A 24012-nucleotide genomic window follows, 5' to 3' on the forward strand; every position below is an offset into this window, starting at 1 on the left:
TCCCTGCTGCCGCGCCTTGGCTGCTTTCCCCTGTAGGTCGCTATGGTGGCGTATAGATATGAATGGCGATAACTTGAATCCATGCGAGATCGTTAATTTCACCGATTGGGATAATTTCGAAAATGTTGACGGCTTTACCTTCTCGGGCACTCTGGCCAAGCTTCGCGATTTGACGTCGGGTGACTTTTCGGCGATAGCGAGTTCACTCTATTACCTTAATAACACCCTTCTCAACGATGGGGTGGTGTATCCTGCAACCGTGCCAGCTTTCAGGTATGTTGCCGCGCTTTTGGGTGACCGACCGAGTCGAGCCGCACTTGCCCCTCCGTGGGAAGGGGGGAAATTCCCACTTCGAGGCAAACTTCTTGCATGGCTAGCCAATGTGGCCTTTTATGTCAGTGTTGGCCAGGAGCAGCGCATTCGAGAGTGGGGAAGATTTTCACCGACCGAGCCATTTCCTGATTTCATAGCTATTAGGAGTATTTACCCGGAAGCTTTTTCGGGTGTCGCTTGCCACCTTGATGACTCTGATTCGAGAGTAGTGGAGGAGGCTGTTGTCGTCGCCGTTCGATTTTTGGAGTCCCCGGCATTGGCGATGCATCGCAAGAGATTGACTCCTTTGGTGGAGAACGTTCTAGCGCGAAGCTCCAATAAATGGTATAGAAGTCTGGCCTCCCAGGCGTTGGATGCTTGGGGGCAAGGGCGAATGTTGATTGAATCGTATGCCGATCCGCTCCCTTCTGAAGAATGTGAGCGGGTTCGTGATTCGCAGGAAAATTGGGGATCAGCTGACGAGCCACCTTTTTAGTAGGTGGGGAGTTGATTGGCCGGTCATTTCTGCGATCGAGGCCCCAAGCCGTTTGACGGCAACCTCAGCGGACCACGGGTGTGGTGGGTGGGTCGTCAGCGCCGTAATCGGTTACCCCGAGGGCGTCGTTGAGGGTGTCGATGGCCTGGCGTTGGAGGCGCAGCCGTACGTGTGCGTATACGCCGGCGGTTACGCCGATGTGGGCGTGCCCGAGGAGTTCCTTAATGACAACGAGGTCGACTCCTTGCTCCAGGAGCAGGGTGGCGGTCGAGTGCCGGAGGTCGTGGAAGCGGATGCGGCGCAGCCCTGCTCGAATGAGGGGGCCGCGGAAGCTGCGGGTCAGATTGGCCGGGTCGAGTGGGGCACCGGTTGGAGTGGCGAAGACGAGGTCGTTGTCTCTCCAGCCCTCTCCAGCACCGCTGCGCTCTGCTTCCTGACGTTCCCAGTGCTTCTTCAGTGAGCGGACGCACTCGGTCGGCAGAGCGATACGGCGCTCCGAGGTCCGGGTCTTGGTGGGCAGGGTGGTCAGACCGCCCGTCCGTGTGCGCTTGAGGAGTCGGTGACGATGAGGTCCTCGAGGTACGGGTGCCGGTAGCTGATCACCTGGCCCACACCGCCGCCGGCCGTCTTGAGGGCGTTGGCGCGGCTGATGATGCCCGCGGTGATCTCGCCGAAGCCGAGCGGGCTGCCCGGGGTGTAGCCGGGGACGTCAACCGCCGCGGTGACGGACGTGGTCGGCGCGGGCGGCTCAGGCAGTACGCGCGGCTGGTGCCGCCGCACGTTCGACAGGTTCAGGGCCGGGCGGGCGACCAGAGACGCCGTAGCGGTGGCCGGCTCCACAGGCGCCTCGACCACAGGCTCGGGCTCCGGGTCGGCGGCCGCGGTGGGCTCTGCCAGGGTCTCCTCAACCGGTTCGGCAGCCGGGTCATCACCACGCACCTGGGCGGCGAGCTGCTCGATCTCGGTGGCGGCCTGCTGCGCAGCCTGAAGCCGGTTGGCCTGCTCCTGGCGGATGTCCTGGACGCCAGTGGCAAGAGCGCGCATACGCGTCATGCCCTGGTCGTCGATCGTGTTCTCTGCCGAGAGGGCGGCGAATGCGGCGCGAGCCTCTTCGAGGGTTGCGGCCAGCTCATCGTCGTTGAGGGAACGGATGTCCTCGGGAAGCTCAAAGGCCATGGGACGGATCTCCAGTGATTGCGAAGATCGCCCGGCCCAAAACCAGCAACGTGCCGCCTAGCATAGCCAGCTACCGGCGTCACGGCTTCTGGCCTACGCCGGGTCAGCGGGCAGCCACGTCTGAACTGTGCCCGCGTGGATCCGGTAGACAAGCACGCCCTTCCTGAAAGGCAGTGCCGCTCCCAGGTCATCCAGCGCGCTAGTTGGTCGTAGGATCCTTCTCTGATCACCACCCGGGGGGCGGGCTATGGGTAACGACGACGGTCGTATAACGGAATTCATCAAACGCACTGACGCGCAGGCGACGCTGAACCGTCTGCTTGCATCGCCACCCCCGAAGAGGGACGCGTCCCTCTTGGCGGCCCGTGCAGGCGTGGCCGGAGGTGTTCTCAGCACCATCCTCGTGGCGGCCGCCGCACCAAAGGCCGACTGGCCGGAGGTGCCTACCGAAGCCATCGTGACCGCCTTGGCTGCCGTCACGGTAGCCGCTGTGGTCGCGATTCCCTTCCTCATCCAGAAGTCTCGACAGCTCAAGAACGAGAACGAGCGCTTCACGGAATCCATGGAGTACCGGAAACGGCTCGAAGAAGAAGCCCTTGAGAAGCTGAGGAAGTCCACCGAGCTGGCCACGCTCATGGAACTCAACCAGGGTCAGATCGATGACTACCACGAGATCGTCACGCAGCAAGCGGACAAGTCGTTCAAGTCCTCGCAGACGGCGATGTGGGTCGGGATCTTGATGCTCGTTGGTTGTCTCTTCGCTGGGTTCTACTTCAACGTCACTGAGGTCAGGTGGTTCGTCGCGGGGGTCGCGGCGATCAGCTCCACGATGGCCGGGTACCTCACGCGCACGTACCTGTTCATGTACAAGGAGTCGATCGCCCAGCTGAACCGGTACTTCGATCAACCGGTCCTGAACAGCTACTACCTGACCGCTGAACGGCTCAGCCAGGGTCTCGAGGACGGTGCGCGTCACGAAATGCGCCGTCACATCATCCATGAAGTGCTGAAGACCAGTGCCGCGATGAGCGGGAGAACGTACGCGCTGGATACGGAAGCTGTCGAAGAGCCGAAGATTCCCCGGCAGAAGAGAAAGAAGCAGAAGGCCAAGCCCTAACCAAGCCGGCCGAACCCTCGCGACGGTGACCACCGCCGCGAGGGCCCTTTAAAGTCGGAGCTCTACTTGGCAGCCGTCTGCGCGCCCGCCTTCGGCTTCGTTCGGACTTCGCTGTTCGGGTACCGCTTGCTCACCGCCTCGGCGGTCGGCTTCGAGGACGAGGTGAAGACGACCTTTCCGGCCTCGGTCACGACCTCGTGCGTCTCACGGTTCTTGTTCTGGCAGGAGCAAGCCATCAGTTGGCTCCGTTCGGGTTGGCGCTGGCGGTGATCTCTTCAGGGGTGAGGGCGATGGAGGCGGCGAGCTGGTCGATCTCCGCCCGCCGGTCGGCTTCCCGCCGGTCCATGGCGGCAAGAAGACCGTCGATGAACGGCCCTTCGAGGAGCGCGGCGGCCAGGTGCTCCACGTCAATGGCCGACTGCGCGGACACATTGTCCGGACGCTGTCCGGGTGCGATGTCCGGACGCTGTCCGGGCAGGTCAACGGCTGTGTCCGCTGATGGGTCCGCCGGGTTGTCTGGGTGTTGTCCGGACGCCGTGTCCGGGGCGGTCAGGGCGTCCGCTGCTGATGCCGCGAGGGCCAGGTTGGACCGCTCGGCGATCGTCGATGCCAGGAGCGGCGAGCTGTGCCCGGGCACCGGCACGGACAGCACGGCGCGGAGCTGCCAACGCCCGTCGCCGCCCTGCTTCATGTGGTAGCTGGGCTGGCAGGCCTGGAAGACCTGACGGTCCCACTCGGACAGCCACGGGGCGGCCGCACCGGAGAACCACAGACCGCGCTCGTTCATCCCAACGGTGACGATCCCGGCGACAGTGCGGGTGTCGTCGAACTGGCAGCTGGACGTTTCGCACTCAGCGCCGTCGCGGTGGTGCCCGGCGTTCATCGTGAACGCCCCGGCCCGCACGGTGGATCCGTTGTCGAGGCGGAAGTGCGCCCGCAGGAAGTGCGACAGGTCGAGCTTGCCGAGGGACTCGATCGTCAGGTTCCTGCCCGGGTATCCGGCGTGCGGCTCACCGGCCTGGGCGACCCACCCGTAGACGCGGCCGCCGGAGTAGTGCACGCCGCCGGAGCCGGGCGGCAGCTCGTCCTCCGTGGGTTCCTGGAACCAGGCGGCCGGCATCGGGTCGGTGTCGCGCATCGCGGTCCACGCGGAGGCCACCAGCTCGTCGCTGTCGTCGTCGAGGGTGTCAGCGGATGCCACGGTCTCTCCCTCGGGGAGAGTCGACGGGCCGACGTACAGGCCGGGGGCGAGGCGCATGAGGCGTCCGGCCTTCGTAGCGCGGACGAGGTGGCCGCGCGCCGTCGACATGCTGACCTCCACGGCTGTCGCGACCTCGCGGGCACCGACCGCGACCGGCGAGGAGCACACGTACGTCACGACCCGCTGGTGGGTGTCGCTCGTGGCAGCGACGACCGGGGCAGCGACCACGGCATGCTCCTCGCTCTCCTGGATCGGGTCGAGGACGATGCGCGCCCGGTCGTACGCGGGCATGGCCACGAGGGTGGCGCCACGGAGGCGGGCGCGGGTGATGCGCAGCAGGAAGTCACCGCTGCTCTCGGTGTGGACGACGAGGCCGGTGTCGTCGTCCGGGTCACCGGCCGCCGCGGTGAGCACACTCGTGCCGGCGAACGCGGCACGGAGCCCTTCGGCGCTGACTTGCCCGCCGGGGCCGGTGATGAGCTGCACGTCGTACCGGTTCCGGGAAGGGATCCCACCCGAAGCGGTCCACTCGGCGCTCGTCGACGCGGACAGCACGAAAGCGCCGTCGTCCATGGGCAGCAGGCTCACGCTCGACAGGGTCGCCGAGGCGAACAGCCATCCGGCGTCTTCCTCGGTGAGCGTCTTGTCGACGAACTCGATATCGACGTCGTCGAGGTCGACGCTGATCCCAAGGGGCGCGTCCTCTTCCAGGAGGGTGATGGCGTCCTGCCCGGCGTACCGGGTGGAGTACAGGACCCCGCTGGAGGTGATGCGGTCGCCGCTGCGTCCGATCTCCTGGATCGCTCCGGCGAGTTCGGCGCCCTGGTGGCCCATCAGCATCTCGTCGGCGTACTGGAGCGGCCACGGGCCCGGGCCACTCCAGTACAGGGCACCAGCGGAGAAGATCCGGCCGTCGCCGGTCTGCTGGTTCTCGAACGCGATCGCGCAGTCGTCGGGTGTGGACCAGGGGCGGGCCGGCAGCCCGGCCGCGGTTGTCTCGGGCATGGGTTCCTCTTCCGTGGGGCCGAGGGGGATGTCGGTGTGCTCGCCCGCGAAGGCGACGCGGATGCGGTCGAACGTGAGGGGGCCGAGGCGTTCCACGAGCACGTCCAGCGGCCACGACTCCTCGCTGTAGATCGCGCACACGTGGGGCTGCCAGGGCGAGTGCTGGACGGGCAGCTCGGGCCGTTCGTGGGTGTCTTCCACGGCGTACGTGACGGCGTGGTGCACGGCGTTCAGCGTCGGGGCGCCTGGGTCGCGGTCTCGGTCGTCGCCGATGGCCCACACCCATGACGGGCTGTCGCTGTCGGGGTTCCAGTGGTTGGCGCCGAACGCGCGGGCCGTGATCGGGCCATCGATGCCTTCGGCGGCGGCGCGGATGTTCCCGATCAGCTCGTCGCGCTGGTCGTCGGTCCAGTCGTCGCCGTTGGAGCCGAGGAAGAACAGCGTCAGGTGGAGTTCCTCAGCGCTCTCGCCGCCCTCGATGGCGAGGCCGGCCGCGTCCTGCTCGGTGGGGAGGAGGGCGATCATCGCGCCTTGGAGGTGGCTGCCATCGGCGGCGGTCACAGGCTGTGCAACTTCCACACGGTTCTCCCTTGGGTCTGAAAGTTCCGCCGACGGGCCTGTCTGAGATTCCATGGCAGCGGCCTGGAGTTCGGGGGCCACCGCAAGACGGCACCGGCAGTTGATGACCAGCCCGGGCGGGGCGGTCGGGTCCCCGGGGGCCTGCATCTCGACACCAGCAACGGTGAACGGCTCAGCGAGCAGCCGGATCTGTCCGTCGACCTGGTCGTGAGCAGTGCGGACCCGCTTGTCGTGGCGGGTGACCCACTGCTTCACCACGGGCCGGTCAGGGCCGGTCGCAGCCTGGGCGGCGGCCAGCGTCGCCGTGTTCCACGCCCGGGACGCCTCGGTCTGCGCGATGCGCCGCTCCCGTACGGGGCCGAGCTGGGCGCCTTCCCGGGTGAACGCGGCACGGAGGCGGGCACGGAGCTGGTCGATGTCCTCCCCGGCGTCGACGCCGGCCGCGAGCTCGGCGCGGGCGGCTTCAGCGAGCCGGTCACCGACCGCGCGGAGCAGGTGCTCCGTCGTGGTGACGTACTGGCCGATGCCCTCGGGCAAGGTGTCGTCGTCATACCGGCCGGGCAGGTCGTCCCAACCGTCAGGGAGTTCGCCGCCGACGTCCTCGGCGGCAGCCACCGCGGCAGTCTCAGCAGTCCCCAGAAGGCGGCGCACCAGGCCCCTGGTGCGGTTCCCCCACATGCGGGCGATCCGGCCGACGGAGAACCGGGCGGCTACCAGCTCGGTCGCGTCCTGGACGGCGTCGGCGAACTCGTCGGCGGTCTCGGTGAGCACCAGGGCGACCGCTTCGGCGAAGTCGGCCTCAGCCTGGTCGAGCTGGCGGATTCGGTCAGCCACGGGCTGCTCCGTCCGGCTGGTTGGGGCACGGGCCGGGCGCGGGGCCGATGTAGACCGAGGCCGGCCCCTGGTAGCTGATGGCCGGGCTGTCCGCGCTGAGCGTCAAGCTCGTGACGCCGGGGAGGCGTTGGAGCAGCACGGTGCGCAGGCCGTCGCAGTCGGTGCGCAGGCCGTCGCAGTCGGGGCACAGGTCGATCTGGTGGAGGCAGTCAGCCACGGTCGATCCGCCTTACGGGGAGAGGACTGGTCGGGTCCTGGCAGACCTCGCACCACGTCAGGTCGCCGGCCGTGGCGACGCCTTCCGAGGTCAGCAGGAGTAGCTCCGCAGTGATGCCGGTCCACGCCCGGCAATCGGGGCACCACGCTTCCCGTGTCGTCCCGGGGTAGAGCACCGGGCCGTCGGGGGCGGGTTGCTGCGTCGCGTCGGGACGCTGGGCGCGCCGGGGCGTCATGACGAGGCTCCGGCGGCTGAGCTGGGATAAGACGCCCACGGCGGAACGATCGCGCCGATAGAATTGACTTGCTGAAGACAGCAACTCGGAGGGTGCGTGAACACCCCCCGAGCGCGGCCCGGACGGTACGTGAATACCGACGGGGCGATGACCGAACCTGTGTAAGAGGTACCGGCGTGACCAACCCTATCCCCGCGTGCTCTGTGACCTACGCGGACGGCATCCGATGCGACAGGCCAGTGAGGCGCCCCACCAGCGAGTGGTGTGAGCACTGCTACGCCTGGTGGCGGTACAACGGGCACAAGGACCCGATGGGGCGCAGGCGAGGCCGCGCCAAGGGATCGGTGCTGGCGTTTGTGCGGGAGGCCGCGCACGCCACCACAGCAGAGTGCGTCATCCTCGACGGCTTCGTCGACCGGCCCAGGGTGAGCGTCGACGGGAAGCTCATGTTCGCCTCCCGGGCGGCGTGGGTGATCCGCTACGGCGATCCCGCAGAGCGGCATGTTCTCCATACCTGCCATCGGGGTGACGAGGGGTGCGTCAACATCCGGCATCTGTACCTCGGCGACCATGCCCGGAACATGGGCGACATGGCTGAGGCCGGGCGCAGCAATCAGGGCGTGAAGGCCCCGACCTCGAAGTTGACCGACGCTGACGTTCCGGAGATCCGCCGGCTTCTCGCCCAAGGGCGAACACAGAGGTCCATCGGCAAGCAGTTCGGCGTGTGCCGCCAGACGATCGGCGACATCGCCCGGGGTAAGACTTGGTACTGGCTTCACTGATCGCCTCCGGAGCCGCAGGGTGCTAGCAGGACGCCTCGCGTGTGAGAGAACTCGTGGGATACCCCAGCTGAGATCAGGTCACGGCAGTACTCGTGCAGTTGCCCCTCCAAGCAGTGGGCATCCACGCCGTACCGGCCAGCAACCTCCGGCACACGGTCCCAGACCCCGTCGAGCAGTCGCAGGGTGTCCACCTGCTCACGCTCGGCGGGGAAAAGGGTGTGCAGCTCCGCTCCTGGCACACGGCCCGCGTTGGTTCGCTGGCTGCGGGGGCACAGGGGGGTCTTGCGGAGCTTCTCGCCCGCCGCGGTGAGCGCACCCCAGATCAGGCCGTCAGCTGCGGCAAGCAGCCCTTCGGTGGGGCGCGGGGCGGCGGAGGCGGGCAGGGTTCCCGGGTCGGCTTCGGACTCGTCGACAGGCAGGTCGGGCGGCGCAGGCAGGGTTTCCTCCGTCTCGTCGGCCTGGTCCTGCTCGTCGGCGCGTTCCTGCTCCTCGGTGGCGTCGGGGGCGTCCGACTCGTCGAATCCGGTTTCGCGGCGCAGCGCCTGGGCGCTGATGACACCTCGGTCGTAGGCCTGCAGCGCGGTCTCGGATCGGTTGGTGCGCACGCGCAGCGGGCTGGTGTCGTACCAGACGAGCCAGCGGTGCCAGTCCTCGATGTTCTCGGCTTCGAGGATCGGGCGGAGCCACTGCTGGGTGAGGGCGTACGAGACGGTGGCGAGCTTCGGTTCGATACCGAGACGGATCGCCTCCGAGGTGAGCGCCCAGGCTCCCCAGTGGTTGACGTCGCCGAGGCCGAGGAGGATCTCGGCGGGGATCTCCAGGCCGGTCGCGAAGCGGCGGACTGCTTCCTCGCGGAGTCTCAGCGCCAGCTCATCAAACTCGGACTCGAACTTGATGTGCTTGAACTCGGCGATCGCTTCGGCCGGGAGCTCCAGGACGATCGGGACGGTTGCGGCGGCTGACTCGGGGTCACGGATCGCGGTCTCCGCGATCGTCATGAATACCTCGATCAGGTCGTCCTCGGCGTCACCGTTCGCACCGGAGGACGGGAAGCGGGTGCCCTTCGGGATGAGGAGCAGCCCACGGCCGGTGATGCGTGACCGGGCGATCGCCTTCACCGCGGCGTTGAGGAGGATCAGCTCTTCCAGGAGTTCCATGCTGGATCGCACGGGGCTGTCGGCTTCGATGGCGCGCTCGGGGTCCGGCTCCCACACGCGGAGCGCCACAGGGCCGTCGGGGTCCATGGTGTCGGGGTCGCCTGCGGGGATCGCGACGTCTTCGCCGTCGATCTCGGCGGTGAGCTTCCCGGACTGCTGGCGGACTTCCTTCACCGACAGGACACGCCAGTCGTGGCCGTCCTCGGGGCTGTACGGGCTCAGCACCTCGGAGTTGGGCCGGACAACGATCCAGCCCTCGCCAGGGACGGTGAGGTGCTTCCCGAACGCGCCGAGCATCTTCGACTGGCCGTCGGGGCCACCAGCGATCTGGGCGACGATCTCGTGCGCCCGATGCCCTGCCGGGGCGGGCTCGATCGTGCCGTCGTCGGCGCGGCGCCCGGCGAACAGGCGCGACCCCGACATGGCGTTGCCGATCCACGAGGCGGCGAACCGCACTTCGGGGACCTGGTGGTACATGTCGTAGGCGCGGCCCTGCCACGACTGGTTACCCGCCCCCTGGCCCCGGATCTTGCGGGACGTGTACCGGGAGGCGGACGCCGTCAGTTCCTTACGTGCCATCAGGCGCCGTCCTTACGCGAGTCGTCCCAGCGGTTCAGGAGGACGGCCGCGCCGGCGACCGCCAGCCACTCGATGCCGTGGACAAGCAGCGGCGCCTGGTGCCACTGGCTGGTGGCGAGGAGGTACGTCAGCAGCAGGGCGCCGGACACCCACCAGCCGGTGCAGTAGACGCAGGAGATCAGCGTCACCACGAAGGTGCGGGCGGTGGAGTCCAGACGCTGCTGGTGCCAGTCGTAGACCCGGTCGCGTGCCGGGTCGAGCAGGGAGTCATGAACAATCAGTTGGGTGCCTCGGTAGCCAGCGAAGGCCAGCAGGACGAGCTCAGTCGGGTACAGCATGGGACTCCCGCCTCTGTCGTGCGATCTTGTACGTGTTCGACTTGCTGAGGCCGAATTCCTTGGCGAGGTCGGGGACGAACTCCCCCGCAGCGGCGCGCTTCTGGATGTCGGCTTCCTGCTCGGGGGTCACCTTGCGGCGCGTACGAACCTTGGGCCTGTTGTTCGTCCCGTACTGCGCTCGCCCGCCAAGGCGCTGCTGCGCGATCTTGTAGGTGTGGCCGACGCTCAACCCGAACTCCTCGGCGAGCGCGGGGACGTGCTCCCCGTTCGCGGCGCGCTTCTTGATCTCCTGCGCCTGGGCGTTGCTGATCTTGGCCTTCGGGTGGCGCTCGCCCTGGACGTGCGGGGACAGGCGCGTCCGGCCGCCGGACGCGTAGGCGTGGACGTTGTTCTCGCGCGTCGTGACGGCTTCCAGGTTGGCGGGGCGGTTGTCTGCCCTGTCGCCGCTGATGTGGTTGATGACCAGGCCCTCAGCGATGGGGCCGTGGACGGCTTCGTACACGAGGCGGTGGACGCTGACGGCCCGCTGCCCCTTGTGCTCGACCTTTTCGTAGCCGTACACGTTGATGTGGCCGACGCGGCTGAGGACCATGCCGGTGACCGGTTCCACGTAGTGGTTGTCGCCGATGTAGATCAGCGGCGACTCGTTGAGGTTCACGGGGATGCGCGGGGCACGCTTCTTCGTCATCACGGTACACAGTGTACCGTCGGTACTTTGAGTACCATGGCCCCATGGAACACATCGGAGTTCGAGAGCTACGCGAGCAGTTGGGCCGACGAGTCGACGCGGCGCACTTCCACCAGCAACAGGTCGTCGTCGAGAAGAACGGGGAGCCGAGGGCCGTCCTCGTCCCGTACTCGTGGTGGCAGGAGCAGACAGGGCAGAGCGGATCGGAGGCCGAGGCCCCCGAGCACTCCTGACGACTGCGCCCATTCCCGTTCCCGATCATCCGGCTGTTTGCAGCGGTGGATGATAGGCCATCTCGGGAGATCAGATCCGGGCCGAATCCTCGCAGGTCAGAGCCCATATTCCGATCATGAACAGGACTGGTGCGGTCTCGTCGTCCTCGGGCTGCGGTTCGTCGACGTCGAACGCGAGCTGCTGGTCGGGCATCGGGAGGTCGACGATTTCCAGCGACCCTCGGCACGAGATGAGCGAGCCGTCCGCGTCACGGCGCGCGCCTGGGGCGTCGTGGCGGCAGATGCGGCCCTTGCTGAGACTTCCGGCGACGGAGCCGGCGTCGCCGTCTCGCTCCCAGCGCGGGCAGTCCACACGGGGAAGCTTCACAGCGCCCAGTGTGGCGGTACCGGACCGGCCGCGTACATCCAGCCCGATCCCGGGGCAGGCCAGCCAATTCGGTGTGAGGCGTGATCAGTTCTTGAGAGAGTGGCTCCCCACGTCAGGACCTGATGCCCCCAGCCGCCATTAGCCGACAAGCCACCGGAGTCGCTGTCATGAGCACCCCACCTGCCCCCATGCGCATCCCGCCGGGGTGGCCTCATTGCGGCCACGGCTCCGACCGGGCCACCGATCCCGTCGGCTGCCCCGGCATCCACGTTCCCGGCCACACCACATGCCTGGCCCACCTGGACGACGACGACCGCACCTTTTATCTCGACGGTCTGTTTCCCGGCGCGGACGTCGATCACCGCGGCACTCCTTTCACCTCAGCCCTCGTCCTCGCCCTCCGCGAGGCCCTCACGGACCCCACCACCAGGAGCATTCATGTCGGAGAAGCCTTGTTCAGCGGGGCGCGTTTCTCCGGCGATGCCGGCTTCGCCGCGTGGAAGTTCAACAGCGAGGCACTATTCGATGGGGCGCACTTTTCCGGCAGGGCCAGTTTCGGCTCGGTGACGATCATCGGCGAGTCCATCTTCGACGGGGCTCAGTTCACCGGCACAGCCGACTTCAACGATGCGCACATTTGCATGTCCCACTTCACCGGGGCGCAGTTCTTCAGCACCGCCACCTTCGAGCAGACTCAGTTCGCGGATGGTACCGGGTTCCATGGGGCGCACTTCAACGGAAGGGCCATATTCGACAACGCGCAATTCTCGATGGCCTACTTCGGGGAGGCACACTTCTCCGGCGAGGCCGAATTCAACGGGGCACAGTTCACCGACACCGCCAACTTCACCGAGACGCACTTCTCCAGCACCGCCAGCTTCAGAGACGTTCAATTCACGAGCGACGCCCATTTCTTCCAGGCACAATTCAGCGCCTCCGAGTTCTTCCAGGCAAAGTTCTCCAGCGCCGCAGTGTTCGGCCATACCCAGTTCTCCGGCCCCGCCAGATTCGGCGACGCGCAGTTCTCCGGGCCCGCTCGATTCGTCGGGGTGCACTTCTCCGACGACGCCGACTTCCGTGGAGCGCAGTTTGCGGTCACGCCTCGACTAGAGGCGATGGTGTGTGCGGGCGTGATGGATCTGTCCGGCGTGGTGTTCAAAGAGCCGGTAGCGCTAGAGGTCGCTGGCCGTGAGGTTCGCTGCGAAAGGACGCGTTGGGAGTCAACAGCGACTCTTCGCCTGCGCTACGCGACCGTGGACCTGAGCCACGCGGTGCTGTCGTTCCCCGTGGCGGTGGCTGCCCATCCCACTGCCTTCCGCGTGAGCAATTTCACCGGCACGTCCATGGCGATGTCGGAGAGCCTGCTGGCTGGCCACCTGCCCGCGGTACAAGTGGCCTCGGTACGCGGCGTGGACGCCGCGCACCTCATGTTGACCGACACCGACCTGAGCGACTGCTTGTTCTCCGGTGCCTTCCACCTCGACCAGCTACGCCTCGAAGGTCGCTGCGCGTTCGCCCCTACCCCTACGGGCCTCCACCGCCGCAACCACATATGGCCCTACCGGTGGAGCCGCCGGCGGGCCCTGGCCGAGGAACACCACTGGCGCGCCCACACAGCCAACCAGCCCACCTCGTCCAGGGGCCAAGTGCCCTCCCCACGGGACTGGCGCACCGGTCCGGACCACCCCGACCCAGACCTCACCCCTGATCCGGAGGACGTGGCTGCGCTCTACCGGCAGCTGCGCAAGGCGTTCGAGGACGGCAAGAACGAACCCGGCGCCGCCGACTTCTACTACGGCGAGATGGAGATGCGCCGCAACGACCGTGTCGACACCCCGCCTGGCGAGCGGGCCCTGCTCTGGGAGTACTGGCTGCTCTCCGGTTACGGCTTGCGCGCCTCCCGAGCCCTCGGCTGGCTGGTCGCAGCCGTGGCGGCCACCATCGTGCTCATGATGGGCCTCGGCCTCCCCGACTCCTCGCCCCAACAAGTCGCCACGGGTGCCGTCCCCGCCGGCGGCGGGAAGGTGACGCTGGTCGTCGACAAAAAGGACCCGCGGCTGACGTTGCCCGTCGCTGACCGATTCACCGTGGAACGCTTCGACAAGTCCATGCAAGTGGTACTGAACTCCGTCGTGTTCCGCGCCAGCGGCCAGGACCTCACCACCTGGGGCACCTACACGGAGATGGTCAGTCGCTTCACGGAGCCGGTCCTGCTCGCGCTGGCCATCCTCGCTATGCGCAGCCGCATCAAACGCTGACACTCAGGCGCTCCGTACGGAGAAGCATCACACCGCCCAGTGTGGCCGTACCCGGCCGCTTACGTACAGCCAGCCCGGTCCCTGGGCGGACCGGCCAATTCACCGCGAACAGTGATCAGTTCTTGAGAGAGTGGCGCCCTACGAATCGGATCGACGCGAGACGGAGCAGCCCACCTTGATCATCCTGGACTCGAACATACTCAAGGGGACGTCACTCCGTGGCCCAGAAGCCGAGCTCCTCCGAGCCATCCGCACCACCAGAGCCGAACGCATTGCAGCACCCTGGATCGTCCTGGAGGAACTGGCAGCGCAGCAGGCCCTTCTCTACGACAAGAAGTACGAGGACGCGAAGGCCGCCATGGCCACGCTGAACAGGGCCACCCCGTGGAAGACGGTCCCCTTGCCGGAGAAGACTCCACCGGAACATGTGCGTAAACACTGGCGCGAGCAATACGAGGCGATTGTGGCCACCCTGCCGACGAGCCCGACCGCGTACCAGGAGGCCCTGTTCCGTGAGGCGAATCTCCTAGCCCCGTGTAAGACGGTGAACAGCGGCAGGCACAAAACCGGAGCCCGGGATGCTGCGATCTGGCTCACGGCTGTGGAGTACGCCCGGGAGAATCCGGACGAGACTATCTACTTCGTCAGCAACAACACGGAGGACTTCGGTGATGGTTCATCCTTCAAGCATCCCATGGGCGAGGACCTTCAAGGCCTTGAAGACAGATTCGTCCTGATCACTTCACTCGACGGGGTGCTGACCAAATTCGCAACCGAGGTCGACGTCGATGAAGCAGAGCTAAAAAGCCTCCTGGAAAGACCGTTGAACCCTAGCGTCGTCGCCCGCGCCGCCAAGAGAGAGTACGGTTTTTCGACTACGGTCGTATCTGCCTCAGGGCACGTAGAAAAACGCCTGGTCCGACGGTGGCACGACACAGTCACCATCTCATTCAGCCGCGTATCCGACATCCGTGCCCATGAGATCGCTGGACACAGGTGGTACACGGCGACAGTGCGCTGGCTTATCTCGGGGCTCGCTCAAGATCTCCGCTTCGTCGAAAACCACTGGGCCATCTCCTCGTTGGAGACACGCGTGCTGCTGAGCCCCACCGCCCCGAGCAAGGGGCTGACCATCTTCAGGTCCGAGCACCTGTTCCCCGCCACGCTTGAGGACATCTCCAGCCATTCAGTCCGGCCTTTTGGCGATCCCGATGTTCTGGAGGAGCAGACAGAGCTCGAACTTCAACCGGGTGCCGAAACACTCGCCCGTCGGAGTGCCTTCCACAAAAGAATGTTGGAGCTCCAGGAGGAGCGTGCCCGCCTTGGACAGGAGGTGCTCCCGGACTTCGAGTAGCCGGTAAGCGGCTCACCGAGGAAGGACCGGCCGGTCATCCCGCACCGGAGGCCTGGTGGTCATGCCGATGCAGCGTCCGGACGGCGCAGGCGTACGCGCCCTGCGGCCAACGGCCCTCGATCACTTCGCGATACGCCGCCCGTACACACCCGCCGCCTGTGACGGCTGACGGCCGCCACCCGGCTGTGGGGCCTGCGGTAGCGGTGCGTGGACGATGGCGCCCTTGTTCGCCTCCGGGATCAGGCCGTACACAAGGATCGTCGAGGCGTCGATCCGGCCCGGCGAGGCCGGGTCCGTGGGCTGCCACGTCGCCCACTCGCGTTCCAGGTCCGTGAACAGGCCCCGGAGCCGCACCCGGTCCTGCACCATCTGCTGCGCCACCGGCTCGGCGCGGAGCAGCTTGCCTTGCTTGGCGGTCACGAGGTCGATGGCCGGCATGAGGACGTTCTTCGGGATCTCCTCTGCTTCTTGGAGGGTTTCCCACGAGGTGCGGATTGCGAGCTCGCACATGTCGCGGCCGTAGTTCCCCTCGACGTAGATGATCGCCGCGTTCGTCTCGTGTGCGAGACGGCAGGCCGCTGTGGACCACTCGGCTGACGACATCGGGGCCGACACGTCGTGCGTGATCCAGACACGCTTGTCGTCCCCGAGGAACCCGCCGATGACACCGGCCGCGTCTCGGCCGCCGCCGGACGGGTCGACCGCCACAGCGATCTTCTGCGGTTCGACCGTCGTGGTCCCGTCTCGCAGCAGGCGCAGCAACTCCTCGGACACCAACGCGCCCTCGGCAGGCTGCGGGTCGCCCTGGGCGAGCGCGTGCCAGTCACGCGGGATCGACGTGGCCTTCATGTCCCCCCACCACGCCAGCAGTCGTCGCCGGTTCCTCGTCGGGATCTTCGGGTGGGGCAGCGGGTCGCCCGGGGCGCGGCCGAGCGGGTCGTCGCCGAACTTCGCGTCGGCGATCGCGGGCAGGTGGATCACCTTCCACCGGCCGCCCTCCTCCAGGCGCCCCTCGTCCGCGAGACGACGGCCGGCCCAGTCGTCCGGGTGCCAACGCGTCTGGATACCGACCACGGCGTTCCGGTCCGGCTGAAGGCGCTTCAATGCCGTGGACGAGTACCAGTCGTGCAGCGCCCGCCGGGACGCCTCCGACTCGGCGTCCGCACGGTCCTTGTGCGGGTCGTCGACGATCAGCAGGTTCACGGGGTGGCCGGTCAGCCCCTTGCCTACGGACACGGACCGCACGCCACCACCGCGCGTCAGTGACCAGTCCTGCATCGCCCCTGACCCGGGCTGCATGTACAGGTCGTACTCGGCGCCGTACTCCTCGACGTAGCCACGGATCGTCTTGCCCCGGCGCAGCGCCAGGTCGTCGCCGTACGAGGTGGCTGCGATCCGGTCCATCGGGAACAGGCACAGCCACCAGAACGGGAACCACTCCGCGACCGTCGTGGACTTCCCGACCTGCGGCGGCGTGTAGATGAGCAGCCGGTCGTAGTCGCCGCGCTGGACACCCGCCAACGCCTCGCCGATCACCCGCAGGTGGGGTCGCATCCGGTACGTGCGATCCAGCCCGCGCGCGAGCACCACAGGGTCGCGCAGCAGGTCGCGGCTCATCGCCCGCTGGGCTGCCTCCAACTGCTGGAACACCGCGGCGTCGTCCAGGTGCCGCAGCTCATCGGCGGCCGGCTGCCCCTTCACTCTTCGTCGCCGCCATCACCCGCGTGGGGCGCGGGCTCGTCATCGTCGTCGTCGCTGCCGTCGACCGCACGGAGTCGCCGGTTCACCGACGCGGCAAGGTCGGCGAGGCGTACACGCCGCTGCTCGGCGGGCATCTGTGCGAACTCGGCGAGCTGTACCGCAAGCGGGTTCCCGCCCTGCCTGGTGACCGCGATCGTCTCCGTGGGGTCGCCGAACAGGACCCGCCGGTGCCGCATGGCCACGTCCATCAGCCGGATGAAGTCCCCCGGCGACAGCTCGGCGGCGTTCAGCGTCCCCAGGCGCTGCGCCAGTTTCCCGATCGCTGCGCCCAGGATCTTCGAGTCCGTCTCGGCTGCCTTGCGGCGCTCTTCTACCCACGTCGCCTCGTACAGCCGGTCCAGGTGCCGGTCATACGCCTCGACGCGCTCCCGCCACCGGAACTCGGAGGCGACGTTCCTCACGTGCCCCTGCGCGAGTGTCAGGCTCTCAGCAGCCTTGGCCAAGGTTCTGGCGCGGCCGAGGTCCCGGTACGTGGCGAACTGTCCGTGTTTGCGGGCTGACTCCTTGGGTTGGCGCTCCCAGGGGTCGAGTGCGGGGTCGAGTGTGATCGGGGGGTTGGTGGTCACGGCTGACCGTCCCCGCCGGTGCTGGAGTGGTTCGGTCCGGACAGGTACTCCCCCGCCAACCGTTCAAGGAGACGCCAGCCCTGCCCCTGCTCGATCTCCCCGCGCCCCTCTGCTGCGGCAATGGCCTTGTTGATCGTGATGGCTGCTGGTGCTGGGAGCGTGCGTGCGCCGAGGACGGTCTCGAGTCCCACGGTGCCGGTGTGCAGGGGCGTGCCGTCTGGGGACTGGTAGCCGGCCTGGAGGTCGGTGAGGTGGTTCTCGACGATGGTGAGGATGGCGTGGAGCGCGGTCGCGACGTTGCCGACCTTGTGGGCGGCGTGCGTGGAGGCGAGCGTGTCCAGGGTCTGCTCGTAGTCGGCGCGTGCGGCAAGCCAGGAAGCGTTCTGGCCCATGCGGGCGTCGTCGAACGCCTTCCGTGCGGCTTCCAGCTCGTTGGGCAGGAAGATCAGGGACACGGTGGCGAAGTCGAGGTTGGCTTCGGACAGGCCTTCAGGAGAGACCTCGGCAAGAAGGCCCAAGACGTCGTCATCAAGGCCGGAGTACGCGCGCCAGTCGACGTCTTCGATCTGGTCGTACAGGGCCTTGAGGGTGGCCGGGTCGTCCTGGCCGGCGATCGAGTTGTGCGAGAGCTGCCGGGCGAGGAGCTCGTCCTTCTGCTGGGGGTCGTCGATCAGCATGCAGTCGATCGCTTCGAGCCCGACTTCCACGGCCGCCGCGGTGCGGTGGTTCCCGGAGAGGATCAGCTCGCGGCCTTCCTCGTACTCCCCGGCCCCGTAGATCAGCGGGACGGAGGTGAGGCAGCCGTCGGCGGCAATGTTCGCGACGAGCCGGTCCCACTCCTCTTTGCGGAAGAAGCGGGCGTTCATGTCGAGCGGGGTGAGCTGGCGGGGGTCGCGTCGTACGAGCCGCGGCTTGATGCCCCGGTGGCTTTCGGTCACAGCGCCTCCTGGGGCGTGGGTCGGTAGTCGATGTGCTGGTCGCTCTTGCTGCGGTTGCAGGGGCCGCAGAGCGGCTGGATGTTATCGATGGCGTTGCTGGCGCCGGGCCAGGACAGCGGGATCACGTGGTCGGGCTGGAGCTTGACGCCGGTCTTGCCGCAGGCGAGGCAGCTGCGCCCGTACAGGTCGAGGAGCTGCTGCCACTCTTCGGCGGTCCAGTCGGGTGTGAAGCGGCCCTGTGCGCGCTGCCGGGCGTTGGCGGCTGCCATCTTGTCGGGGTTGCGGCGTCGCCACTCGCGGTTGTACTCGGTCTCGCGCTTCACGAACTCGGGGTCGCGACGCTTCTCGGCAGACCGCTCCCGTACCTGCGCCCGGATGGTGTCGCCGTTCTTCTCGTAGTAGGCGCGCATCTGCGCCTGCTGCTTGTCGCGGTTCTTCCCGTACGAAGCTCGGCGTTCGGCCTTCCTGCACTCCTTGCAGCTCGGGTGGCGTCGAGTCGCAGTCTCGCGGTGGCGGTGGAAGTCGTTCTCGTCCTTCTCGACCCGGCAGGTCTTGCACACAATCATGGTCACGGTACACACGGTACCGTGTGTACCGGTGGGCCACTGTGGATCGTGTGTACCCTTCACGGCATGGAGCGAATGGGAGTCCGGGAGCTGCGTGACCAGCTCGGTCGGCAGGTCGACGAGGCGCACTATCGGGGCACGCACACGGTCGTCGAGAAGAACGGCGAGCCGAGGGCCGTGCTGGTGCCGTACGACTGGTGGTCGGCCCGCTCGGACGAGGCGCCCGAGACGGACTGACCGGCCGAACCTCATCGGGCGTCGTCCTTCTTCATGTCGCTGCCGTGCTTCCGCTTCCACAGGTCCAGGGCCTGGGCGAGGTCGTAGTTTCCGAGGGGGCCGCCGTACTGGAGCTGGTAGCGGTGGATGCCATCGCCCGGGTCCTTGCTGATCGCCTCGGTGCGCTTTTGGAGCTTCACGCCGGGGATGCCGCGCCCGTACTTCGCGCTGTTGGGCCGGTCGGTGAACGCCGTGGTGGCCCAGCCGGTGAGGCGCTTCGACAGCGACCGCTGGAGCAGCAGCTGCGCCTCCGAGGTGGATGCGGCCATCACGATGAGCTTCGCGAGGCGCCGGTACTTCGTCCACGACACCGGGAAGTCGGACATCAGGTAGGCGGTCGCCGGGTCGAACTTCGGCGGCAGGTACGCGAACGCGCCGATCAGCTTCCCGTCGACCGCGACCCCGCACGCGAGGAGCGGCGACCCGGGTTTGATGCTCTTCGACATGAACTGTGAGCGGATACCGGCGAACTGGCCGCCGGTGAGGACGTGCAGCGTCATCTTGTCGCCGAGCTCGTCACCCACGCCGATCTTGCGCATCGGGATCGGCTCGACGGGCTGCCGGGGCCGGACGATGCGCCGGGGTCCGGCCGCGGCGTACACGTAGATCGGCAGGCCGCGGTTCGCGGTCTGGACGACACCGGCGAGCTGGTCGCGGAGCTCGGGGCGTTCGATGTGCAGGCCCAGCACCCAGTTCGGCCGGTCCTGGACCTGCTCGATGATCCGTTCCTTACCGTCCTCGGTGAGCTCGTCGAACTTCGGCTCAGGCCACGCAAAGGCCGAGTCGATCGGTGCGAACTGCGCCTGATAGTCCGCAGCGTAGAAGGGCGGGAACATGACGACCGGTGCGTTAGGGGGGACCTGGTCGAGGTAGTCACGGACGTCGCCGGCGAAGAACGAGCCGAGCTTTGTCTCCAGGTTCCGGAGCTTCGTGGCGGTCTTCTCGTGCATGCGCGGCCACTGGTCCTGGGTGGCGTCCATCATCCGCCGGTAGTAGACGCCTTCCTTCCCGACGTACTGGAGGAACCGGGTGCCGAGCATCAGGGTGGCGAGGAGGTCCGTGCGGTCCTCCAGGTACGGGTATAGCCAGCCGAGAGAGTCTTCGTACTCCTCGCCCAGCGTGTACTCCAGCGGTTCGCCCGCCAAATACCAGCCGAGGGCGCAGGAGTACGCGGTGATGTCGTTGCCGTGGATGCTCCGCTCCGCACCGAAACGGGAGTGCAGCACCCGTTCGATGGTGAAGTTGCCGGAGCACCCGACGTAGATGTCTTTGCCGGGCCAGGTACCGGCGTGCTCGTAGATGATCGACCGAAGGGGCGCGGGGATCGAGCCGTGGAACATTGGGCCGCTCCTGTGACGGTTCCGCTGAAGCGAGCGGCGATGGTAGCCGACCTGACGGAACCGCTCCTGGGGCATCGGTGCAGGCCAGGGCGGTACAGCGAAGCCCCCGACCGGCCGGGGCCATTCAGGGGCTTCGTGGTGGAGCGCCAGCCTGGATTCGCACCAGGACCTCCCGCCCGGAAGGCAGGTGTGCTGCTGTTGCACTACTGACGCGCGTGGTCGGCTGCGCCGCTGCTCAGGACAGCCGCTCACAGAAAGCAACGATACACACACACTGCGCGCTGTGTCGTAGCGAAGTTCAACGAACCGCTTACACCCACGTCGGCCCGACAGTTGAGATGGTCGGTCGACCTCTTGCTCGCGAAAGGCCTCGGCCGGGCCGCCATTGCTCCGGCCAGCTAGGGTCTCCCCTCATGTCCAGGTCGGACGCGTTCCATCGAAGGGCGGATCCTTATGACAAAGCTCGGAATGACCGATCCAAACGTCGAGCTGAAGCTCCAACTGAAGTCCGAAGCGAGGCAGGCGGTGTTGCGCGCCGATCCGACCGAGGTGCCGCGCCTGGTACTCATAGGCATAGACGGGCCCAGTCAGTACCTTATGGGCCTTTTCGCGCCGATGAGCCTGCTCCTGATCAACACTTACTTCATCACCGTCACAAACCGGTCTGTCTACGTTCACCGCGGGCCTCGCCTGAGGAACCGTCCTGAAAATCTGCTCCACGTCATCCCCCTCGCTCAGGCTGACGGCCTGGTCACCCGCGTCAAGCGAGGCAACGCCTGGAACGCCCTGTACCTGCAGTTTCCCGGCAACGCGAAGCCAACCCGGCTGAACATCTCCTTCCACCTCGGCGATGAGATGGACAGATTCCTCAAGAAGTTCCCCGAGGGAGCTGTGCACGCATAGCCGGACCCGCCTCCGGCAGTGGAGGGCGCGCGAAATCCACCACAGGGGCCCATGGTCGGGGCTGTGGGCGCCTCATTGCCGTCTCTTGGGGGGTGGTGAGCCGGGGACGATGGGCGGCTTGGAAACGCGTGTGGGGCCGTGACTTGGTGCTGGTCACGGCCCCACGGGCGATCAGGCGGCTACTGCTGCGGCAGTTCCAGGTCGTACGTGTCGTCGTACGCGCCCGGGTTCTGCCACCCGGCCTCTTCGAGTGACTTCTCGTCCGCACCGAATTCCAGGGCGTCGCTCATGAGGTCCTCGACTTCCTCAACGGTCGCGTCGTCCAGGCCGACCGGGCAAGCGGGCGCGTACCAGAAGGTCTTGCGGTCGGTGTCGAGGACGGCGCGCAGTCCGCCGTTGGTGACGTCGACGGTGAGGACTGCCGCGGTGGGCAGGTGGGGCCGGATGAGGTGGGCGGCGTAGGCGGCAGCGGCGGCCAGGGCTGCCTGTCGGGTCCGCTTCGCCTCCAGGTAGGCGTCCTCGAACATGGCGGAGAAGGCGGCGGTCACCGGGTCGGTGGCCACGCTGCTGCCCTCGTCGACGTCCTCCGGTGCGTCGTCGGTGTCGGCTTCTACGGCCACCGGGGTCAAGCCGAGGATGTTCACCCGCCGTTCGGCGGTTTCGGCCGCGCGGGCGCGGCGGACCCGGGCGATCTCGTTGAGGGCGAGGCCGACTGCTTCCCGCCGAGTGTCGGCCTCGGCCCACACTTTGCGGTGGCCGTTCACGTCCCGGACTTCCCAGCACTCGGCGCCGCTGGCGCGGGTCCGGAGCTCGCCGACGTTCTGGCCACGATCATCCGCCGAGTCCGCGACCCCAAGACCGGCCTGATCCCGCTGGTCACCCGCTACGACTGCGAAGAGCGGCAGTGGAATGCACCCGCGCCCGTGCTCTTCCAATACAACCGCGGTGGTGAGCCCTGCACCCTCAGCTCCCAGACCATCCGCGAGATCCTCAAGAAGACCGTCGCCTTCATGCGGCTGACCGACGCCGCCGGCCAGCCGCTGACTTTCACTCCGCAGGACTTCCGCCGGATATTCATCACCGACGCCCTCCGCACCGGACTGCCACCCCACATCGCACAAGTCATCGCCGGACACGCCAATATCAACACCACCATGGGCTACAACGCGGTTTATCCCACCGAGACCATCGAAGCCCACCGTGCCTTCATCGCCCGCCGCCGCAACCTGCGCCCCGCTGAGGAATACCGCACTCCCACCGACGCCGAATGGGAGAACTTCCTCGGCCACTTCGAACGCCGCAAGGTCTCTGTCGGCACCTGCGCCCGTACCTATGGGACCGCCTGTATCCATGAGCACGCCTCGTTGACTGAACGAACCACACTGATTGTGCAGTTCAGGGCACGGGTGAGGTTGTCGCCCAGTACGGTCTGCGGTCGTGATGAACGATGGTGTGCCCGAGCGGAATCTGTCGAGGTTGACCGTTCCTCGGTGGGGTCGGCTGGTGGAGACCGGCGACCGGTACGAGCCCTACCGGCTCGTCGACGCCGACGGCGCGGCCGTGGTGCCTGCCGCAGTGTTCTTCCAGGAACTGCTCGCAGCCGGGAAGACGGCGGCGACCGTCCGCTCGTATGGCATGGACCTGCTGCGGTGGTGGCGGTTCCTGCACGCGGTCGAGGTGCCGTGGGATCGAGCGACACGCGTGGATGCTCGGGATTTCAGCTGTTGGATCCAGCTGGCGGTCAAGCCGCGAGCGACCGCAGCCGGGCGGCGGTCGGCCCGTACAGTCGGCGCCCCGAACCCGGTGACTGGGAAAACGAGCCCTGGGCTCGGCTATGCCCCGTCGACCGTCGCCCACAGCGAGACGGTGCTGCGCAAGTTCTACGACCTCCACCGTGATGCCGGATCCGGGCCGTTGCTCAACCCGTTCCCGCTGGACCTGGCTCGTCGTTCCGGCCGCGCGCACGCACACCACAACCCGATGGAAGCCTGGGCGCCAGAGCGAACCGGCCGCTACCGGCCCACGGTTCCGCGCCGGATTCCGCGCTCGATCCCGGACGAGTGGTTCAACTCGCTATTCGCAGCGCTGCGGTCGAACCGGGACCGGGCAATGATCGCGTTTTGGATCTCCAGCGGAGTCCGGGCATCCGAGTTGATCGGCGTCCGGCAGTGCGACGTCGACCCTGGGCAGCAGCTGATCAGCGTTGTGCGGAAGGGCTCCCGGGCCCGGCAGCAGGTACCGGCCTCGGCAGATGCGTTCGTGTGGCTGCGGCTCTACCAGCAGGAGCTGCACGGGCTGATGCCACGGGGCCGAACACAGCCAGTGTGGTGGACGGTGCGGCGTCCGTTTCACCCGCTGACCTACCACGGGGCCCACCGCATGTTCGAGCGGGTGAACGCCACCTTCGGCGCGGACTGGACCCTTCACGACCTTCGGCACAGCGCCGCCGCCCGGATGGTGCGCGACCCGGCGCTGACGCTGACCGACGTGCAGTGGGTCCTCGGGCACGCGCATCTGACCACGACCGAGCTCTACCTCGCGCCGCGCCAGGACGAGGTCGTGGCCGAGGTGCTGGCCCACCACGCCCGGCGGGCAGACCGGCTCGCCGAGCCGGTTCCTCCGCCTCCAGCGCCCGGCTACGACCCTGAAGCCTTGGACGTGCTGTTCGGGCGGTCTTTATGACCAGCACCACGAAGCACTCGACGCGCCGCCAGCTGCAGACCGCGAATGCAAC

Annotated in this window: 24 protein-coding genes, 1 tRNA gene and 2 pseudogenes; 10 read left to right on the top strand and 17 right to left on the bottom strand. The window is 67.2% G+C overall.

Annotation, left to right across the window (positions count from 1 at the left end):
• Positions 1 to 58 precede the first annotated feature (58 nt).
• Positions 59 to 808 (top strand): hypothetical protein, encoded by a 750-nt coding sequence (locus tag ACFU8W_RS38750; protein WP_384047988.1) that lies wholly within the window; start codon positions 59 to 61, stop codon positions 806 to 808.
• Between the two features lie 64 nt (positions 809 to 872).
• Here ACFU8W_RS38750 and ACFU8W_RS38755 read toward each other — a convergent pair.
• Together ACFU8W_RS38755 and ACFU8W_RS38760 are read right to left on the bottom strand one after the other, a co-directional pair.
• Positions 873 to 1370, bottom strand: a pseudogene (locus tag ACFU8W_RS38755) (tyrosine-type recombinase/integrase); the annotation flags it as partial.
• Complete coding sequence (locus ACFU8W_RS38760) at positions 1334 to 1984, bottom strand: major capsid protein (protein ID WP_384047991.1); 651 nt, start codon at positions 1982 to 1984, stop codon at positions 1334 to 1336. The gene ACFU8W_RS38760 and the pseudogene ACFU8W_RS38755, both read right to left, overlap by 37 nt.
• Before the next feature lie 247 nt (positions 1985 to 2231).
• Between ACFU8W_RS38760 and ACFU8W_RS38765 the strand changes: the two genes are divergently transcribed.
• Complete coding sequence (locus ACFU8W_RS38765; RefSeq protein WP_384047994.1) at positions 2232 to 3101, top strand: hypothetical protein; 870 nt, start codon at positions 2232 to 2234, stop codon at positions 3099 to 3101.
• 62 nt (positions 3102 to 3163) lie between these two features.
• On the opposite strand, the gene ACFU8W_RS38770 is transcribed toward ACFU8W_RS38765, so the two are convergent.
• From ACFU8W_RS38770 to ACFU8W_RS38785, 4 genes are read right to left on the bottom strand one after another with little or no spacing between them, the layout of a single operon-like run.
• Positions 3164 to 3337 carry a hypothetical protein gene (locus tag ACFU8W_RS38770; RefSeq protein WP_384047997.1) on the bottom strand — a complete coding sequence of 58 codons (174 nt, stop codon included), beginning with the start codon at positions 3335 to 3337 and terminating at the stop codon, positions 3164 to 3166.
• Positions 3337 to 6720: a phage minor head protein gene (locus tag ACFU8W_RS38775; RefSeq protein WP_384048000.1), complete on the bottom strand. Its 3384-nt coding sequence runs from the start codon at positions 6718 to 6720 to the stop codon at positions 3337 to 3339. Before ACFU8W_RS38775 ends, ACFU8W_RS38770 begins: the two co-directional genes overlap by 1 nt.
• On the bottom strand, positions 6713 to 6937 hold the full coding sequence (locus tag ACFU8W_RS38780) for a hypothetical protein (protein ID WP_384048003.1): 225 nt from the start codon (positions 6935 to 6937) through the stop codon (positions 6713 to 6715). Before ACFU8W_RS38780 ends, ACFU8W_RS38775 begins: the two co-directional genes overlap by 8 nt.
• Positions 6930 to 7172, bottom strand: coding sequence for a hypothetical protein (locus ACFU8W_RS38785; RefSeq protein WP_384048006.1), 243 nt, complete (start codon positions 7170 to 7172; stop codon positions 6930 to 6932). Before ACFU8W_RS38785 ends, ACFU8W_RS38780 begins: the two co-directional genes overlap by 8 nt.
• Before the next feature lie 176 nt (positions 7173 to 7348).
• Here ACFU8W_RS38785 and ACFU8W_RS38790 point away from each other — a divergent pair, with 176 nt between their 5' ends.
• Positions 7349 to 7954 carry a hypothetical protein gene (locus ACFU8W_RS38790; protein WP_384048009.1) on the top strand — a complete coding sequence of 202 codons (606 nt, stop codon included), beginning with the start codon at positions 7349 to 7351 and terminating at the stop codon, positions 7952 to 7954.
• Here the strand turns inward: ACFU8W_RS38790 and ACFU8W_RS38795 are convergent.
• The 3 genes from ACFU8W_RS38795 to ACFU8W_RS38805 are packed head-to-tail and all read right to left on the bottom strand — an operon-like array spanning position 7948 to position 10716.
• Positions 7948 to 9690: a hypothetical protein gene (locus ACFU8W_RS38795; RefSeq protein WP_384048012.1), complete on the bottom strand. Its 1743-nt coding sequence runs from the start codon at positions 9688 to 9690 to the stop codon at positions 7948 to 7950. The genes ACFU8W_RS38790 and ACFU8W_RS38795 overlap by 7 nt on opposite strands.
• Positions 9690 to 10028, bottom strand: a complete 339-nt coding sequence (locus ACFU8W_RS38800; RefSeq protein ID WP_384048015.1) for a DUF1360 domain-containing protein — start codon at positions 10026 to 10028, stop codon at positions 9690 to 9692. The genes ACFU8W_RS38795 and ACFU8W_RS38800 overlap by 1 nt, the downstream gene beginning before the upstream one ends.
• Positions 10012 to 10716, bottom strand: a complete 705-nt coding sequence (locus tag ACFU8W_RS38805; RefSeq protein ID WP_384048018.1) for an HNH endonuclease — start codon at positions 10714 to 10716, stop codon at positions 10012 to 10014. Before ACFU8W_RS38805 ends, ACFU8W_RS38800 begins: the two co-directional genes overlap by 17 nt.
• A gap of 44 nt (positions 10717 to 10760) precedes the next feature.
• Here ACFU8W_RS38805 and ACFU8W_RS38810 point away from each other — a divergent pair, with 44 nt between their 5' ends.
• The gene (locus ACFU8W_RS38810; RefSeq protein ID WP_384048021.1) at positions 10761 to 10949 is read left to right on the top strand and encodes a type II toxin-antitoxin system Phd/YefM family antitoxin; all 189 of its coding nucleotides are present in this window, start codon (positions 10761 to 10763) and stop codon (positions 10947 to 10949) included.
• Positions 10950 to 11019: 70 nt separating this feature from the next.
• Here ACFU8W_RS38810 and ACFU8W_RS38815 read toward each other — a convergent pair whose 3' ends face one another.
• A complete protein-coding gene (locus ACFU8W_RS38815; protein WP_384048025.1) occupies positions 11020 to 11316 on the bottom strand; it encodes a hypothetical protein in 297 nt (98 codons plus the stop codon).
• A gap of 452 nt (positions 11317 to 11768) precedes the next feature.
• Between ACFU8W_RS38815 and ACFU8W_RS38820 the strand changes: the two genes are divergently transcribed.
• Entirely contained in the window at positions 11769 to 13574 is a 1806-nt protein-coding gene (locus ACFU8W_RS38820; RefSeq protein ID WP_384048027.1) for a pentapeptide repeat-containing protein, read from the top strand.
• Between the two features lie 175 nt (positions 13575 to 13749).
• On the top strand, positions 13750 to 14928 hold the full coding sequence (locus tag ACFU8W_RS38825) for a PIN domain-containing protein (RefSeq protein ID WP_384048030.1): 1179 nt from the start codon (positions 13750 to 13752) through the stop codon (positions 14926 to 14928).
• A gap of 120 nt (positions 14929 to 15048) precedes the next feature.
• On the opposite strand, the gene ACFU8W_RS38830 is transcribed toward ACFU8W_RS38825, so the two are convergent.
• Genes ACFU8W_RS38830 through ACFU8W_RS38845 form a run of 4 tightly spaced genes read right to left on the bottom strand, consistent with a single transcriptional unit; the run spans position 15049 to position 18759 of the window.
• The gene (locus tag ACFU8W_RS38830; RefSeq protein WP_384048033.1) at positions 15049 to 16629 is read right to left on the bottom strand and encodes a hypothetical protein; all 1581 of its coding nucleotides are present in this window, start codon (positions 16627 to 16629) and stop codon (positions 15049 to 15051) included.
• On the bottom strand, positions 16626 to 17255 hold the full coding sequence (locus ACFU8W_RS38835) for a hypothetical protein (protein WP_384048036.1): 630 nt from the start codon (positions 17253 to 17255) through the stop codon (positions 16626 to 16628). The genes ACFU8W_RS38830 and ACFU8W_RS38835 overlap by 4 nt, the downstream gene beginning before the upstream one ends.
• Positions 17252 to 18193 carry a ParB N-terminal domain-containing protein gene (locus ACFU8W_RS38840; RefSeq protein ID WP_384048039.1) on the bottom strand — a complete coding sequence of 314 codons (942 nt, stop codon included), beginning with the start codon at positions 18191 to 18193 and terminating at the stop codon, positions 17252 to 17254. Before ACFU8W_RS38840 ends, ACFU8W_RS38835 begins: the two co-directional genes overlap by 4 nt.
• Complete coding sequence (locus tag ACFU8W_RS38845) at positions 18190 to 18759, bottom strand: HNH endonuclease signature motif containing protein (protein WP_384048107.1); 570 nt, start codon at positions 18757 to 18759, stop codon at positions 18190 to 18192. Before ACFU8W_RS38845 ends, ACFU8W_RS38840 begins: the two co-directional genes overlap by 4 nt.
• Before the next feature lie 66 nt (positions 18760 to 18825).
• On the opposite strand from ACFU8W_RS38845, the gene ACFU8W_RS38850 reads away from it, so the two are divergent.
• Positions 18826 to 18996 (top strand): type II toxin-antitoxin system prevent-host-death family antitoxin, encoded by a 171-nt coding sequence (locus ACFU8W_RS38850; RefSeq protein WP_384048042.1) that lies wholly within the window; start codon positions 18826 to 18828, stop codon positions 18994 to 18996.
• A gap of 11 nt (positions 18997 to 19007) precedes the next feature.
• On the opposite strand, the gene ACFU8W_RS38855 is transcribed toward ACFU8W_RS38850, so the two are convergent.
• Together ACFU8W_RS38855 and ACFU8W_RS38860 are read right to left on the bottom strand one after the other, a co-directional pair.
• A complete protein-coding gene (locus ACFU8W_RS38855) occupies positions 19008 to 20375 on the bottom strand; it encodes a hypothetical protein (RefSeq protein ID WP_384048045.1) in 1368 nt (455 codons plus the stop codon).
• Between the two features lie 139 nt (positions 20376 to 20514).
• Positions 20515 to 20588, bottom strand: a tRNA-Gly gene (locus ACFU8W_RS38860).
• A 255-nt stretch (positions 20589 to 20843) separates the two neighbouring features.
• Between ACFU8W_RS38860 and ACFU8W_RS38865 the strand changes: the two genes are divergently transcribed.
• The gene (locus ACFU8W_RS38865) at positions 20844 to 21278 is read left to right on the top strand and encodes a hypothetical protein (RefSeq protein ID WP_384048048.1); all 435 of its coding nucleotides are present in this window, start codon (positions 20844 to 20846) and stop codon (positions 21276 to 21278) included.
• 179 nt (positions 21279 to 21457) lie between these two features.
• On the opposite strand, the gene ACFU8W_RS38870 is transcribed toward ACFU8W_RS38865, so the two are convergent.
• On the bottom strand, positions 21458 to 22042 hold the full coding sequence (locus ACFU8W_RS38870; RefSeq protein WP_384048051.1) for a hypothetical protein: 585 nt from the start codon (positions 22040 to 22042) through the stop codon (positions 21458 to 21460).
• Between the two features lie 159 nt (positions 22043 to 22201).
• Here ACFU8W_RS38870 and ACFU8W_RS38875 point away from each other — a divergent pair.
• Together ACFU8W_RS38875 and ACFU8W_RS38880 are read left to right on the top strand one after the other, a co-directional pair.
• Positions 22202 to 22444, top strand: a pseudogene (locus ACFU8W_RS38875) (tyrosine-type recombinase/integrase); the annotation flags it as partial.
• Between the two features lie 310 nt (positions 22445 to 22754).
• On the top strand, positions 22755 to 23960 hold the full coding sequence (locus ACFU8W_RS38880) for a tyrosine-type recombinase/integrase (RefSeq protein WP_384048054.1): 1206 nt from the start codon (positions 22755 to 22757) through the stop codon (positions 23958 to 23960).
• Positions 23961 to 24012: the final 52 nt, after the last annotated feature.

It is taken from the genome of Streptomyces sp. NPDC057565, assembly GCF_042801455.1.
Classification (GTDB): domain Bacteria; phylum Actinomycetota; class Actinomycetes; order Streptomycetales; family Streptomycetaceae; genus Streptomyces; species Streptomyces yanii.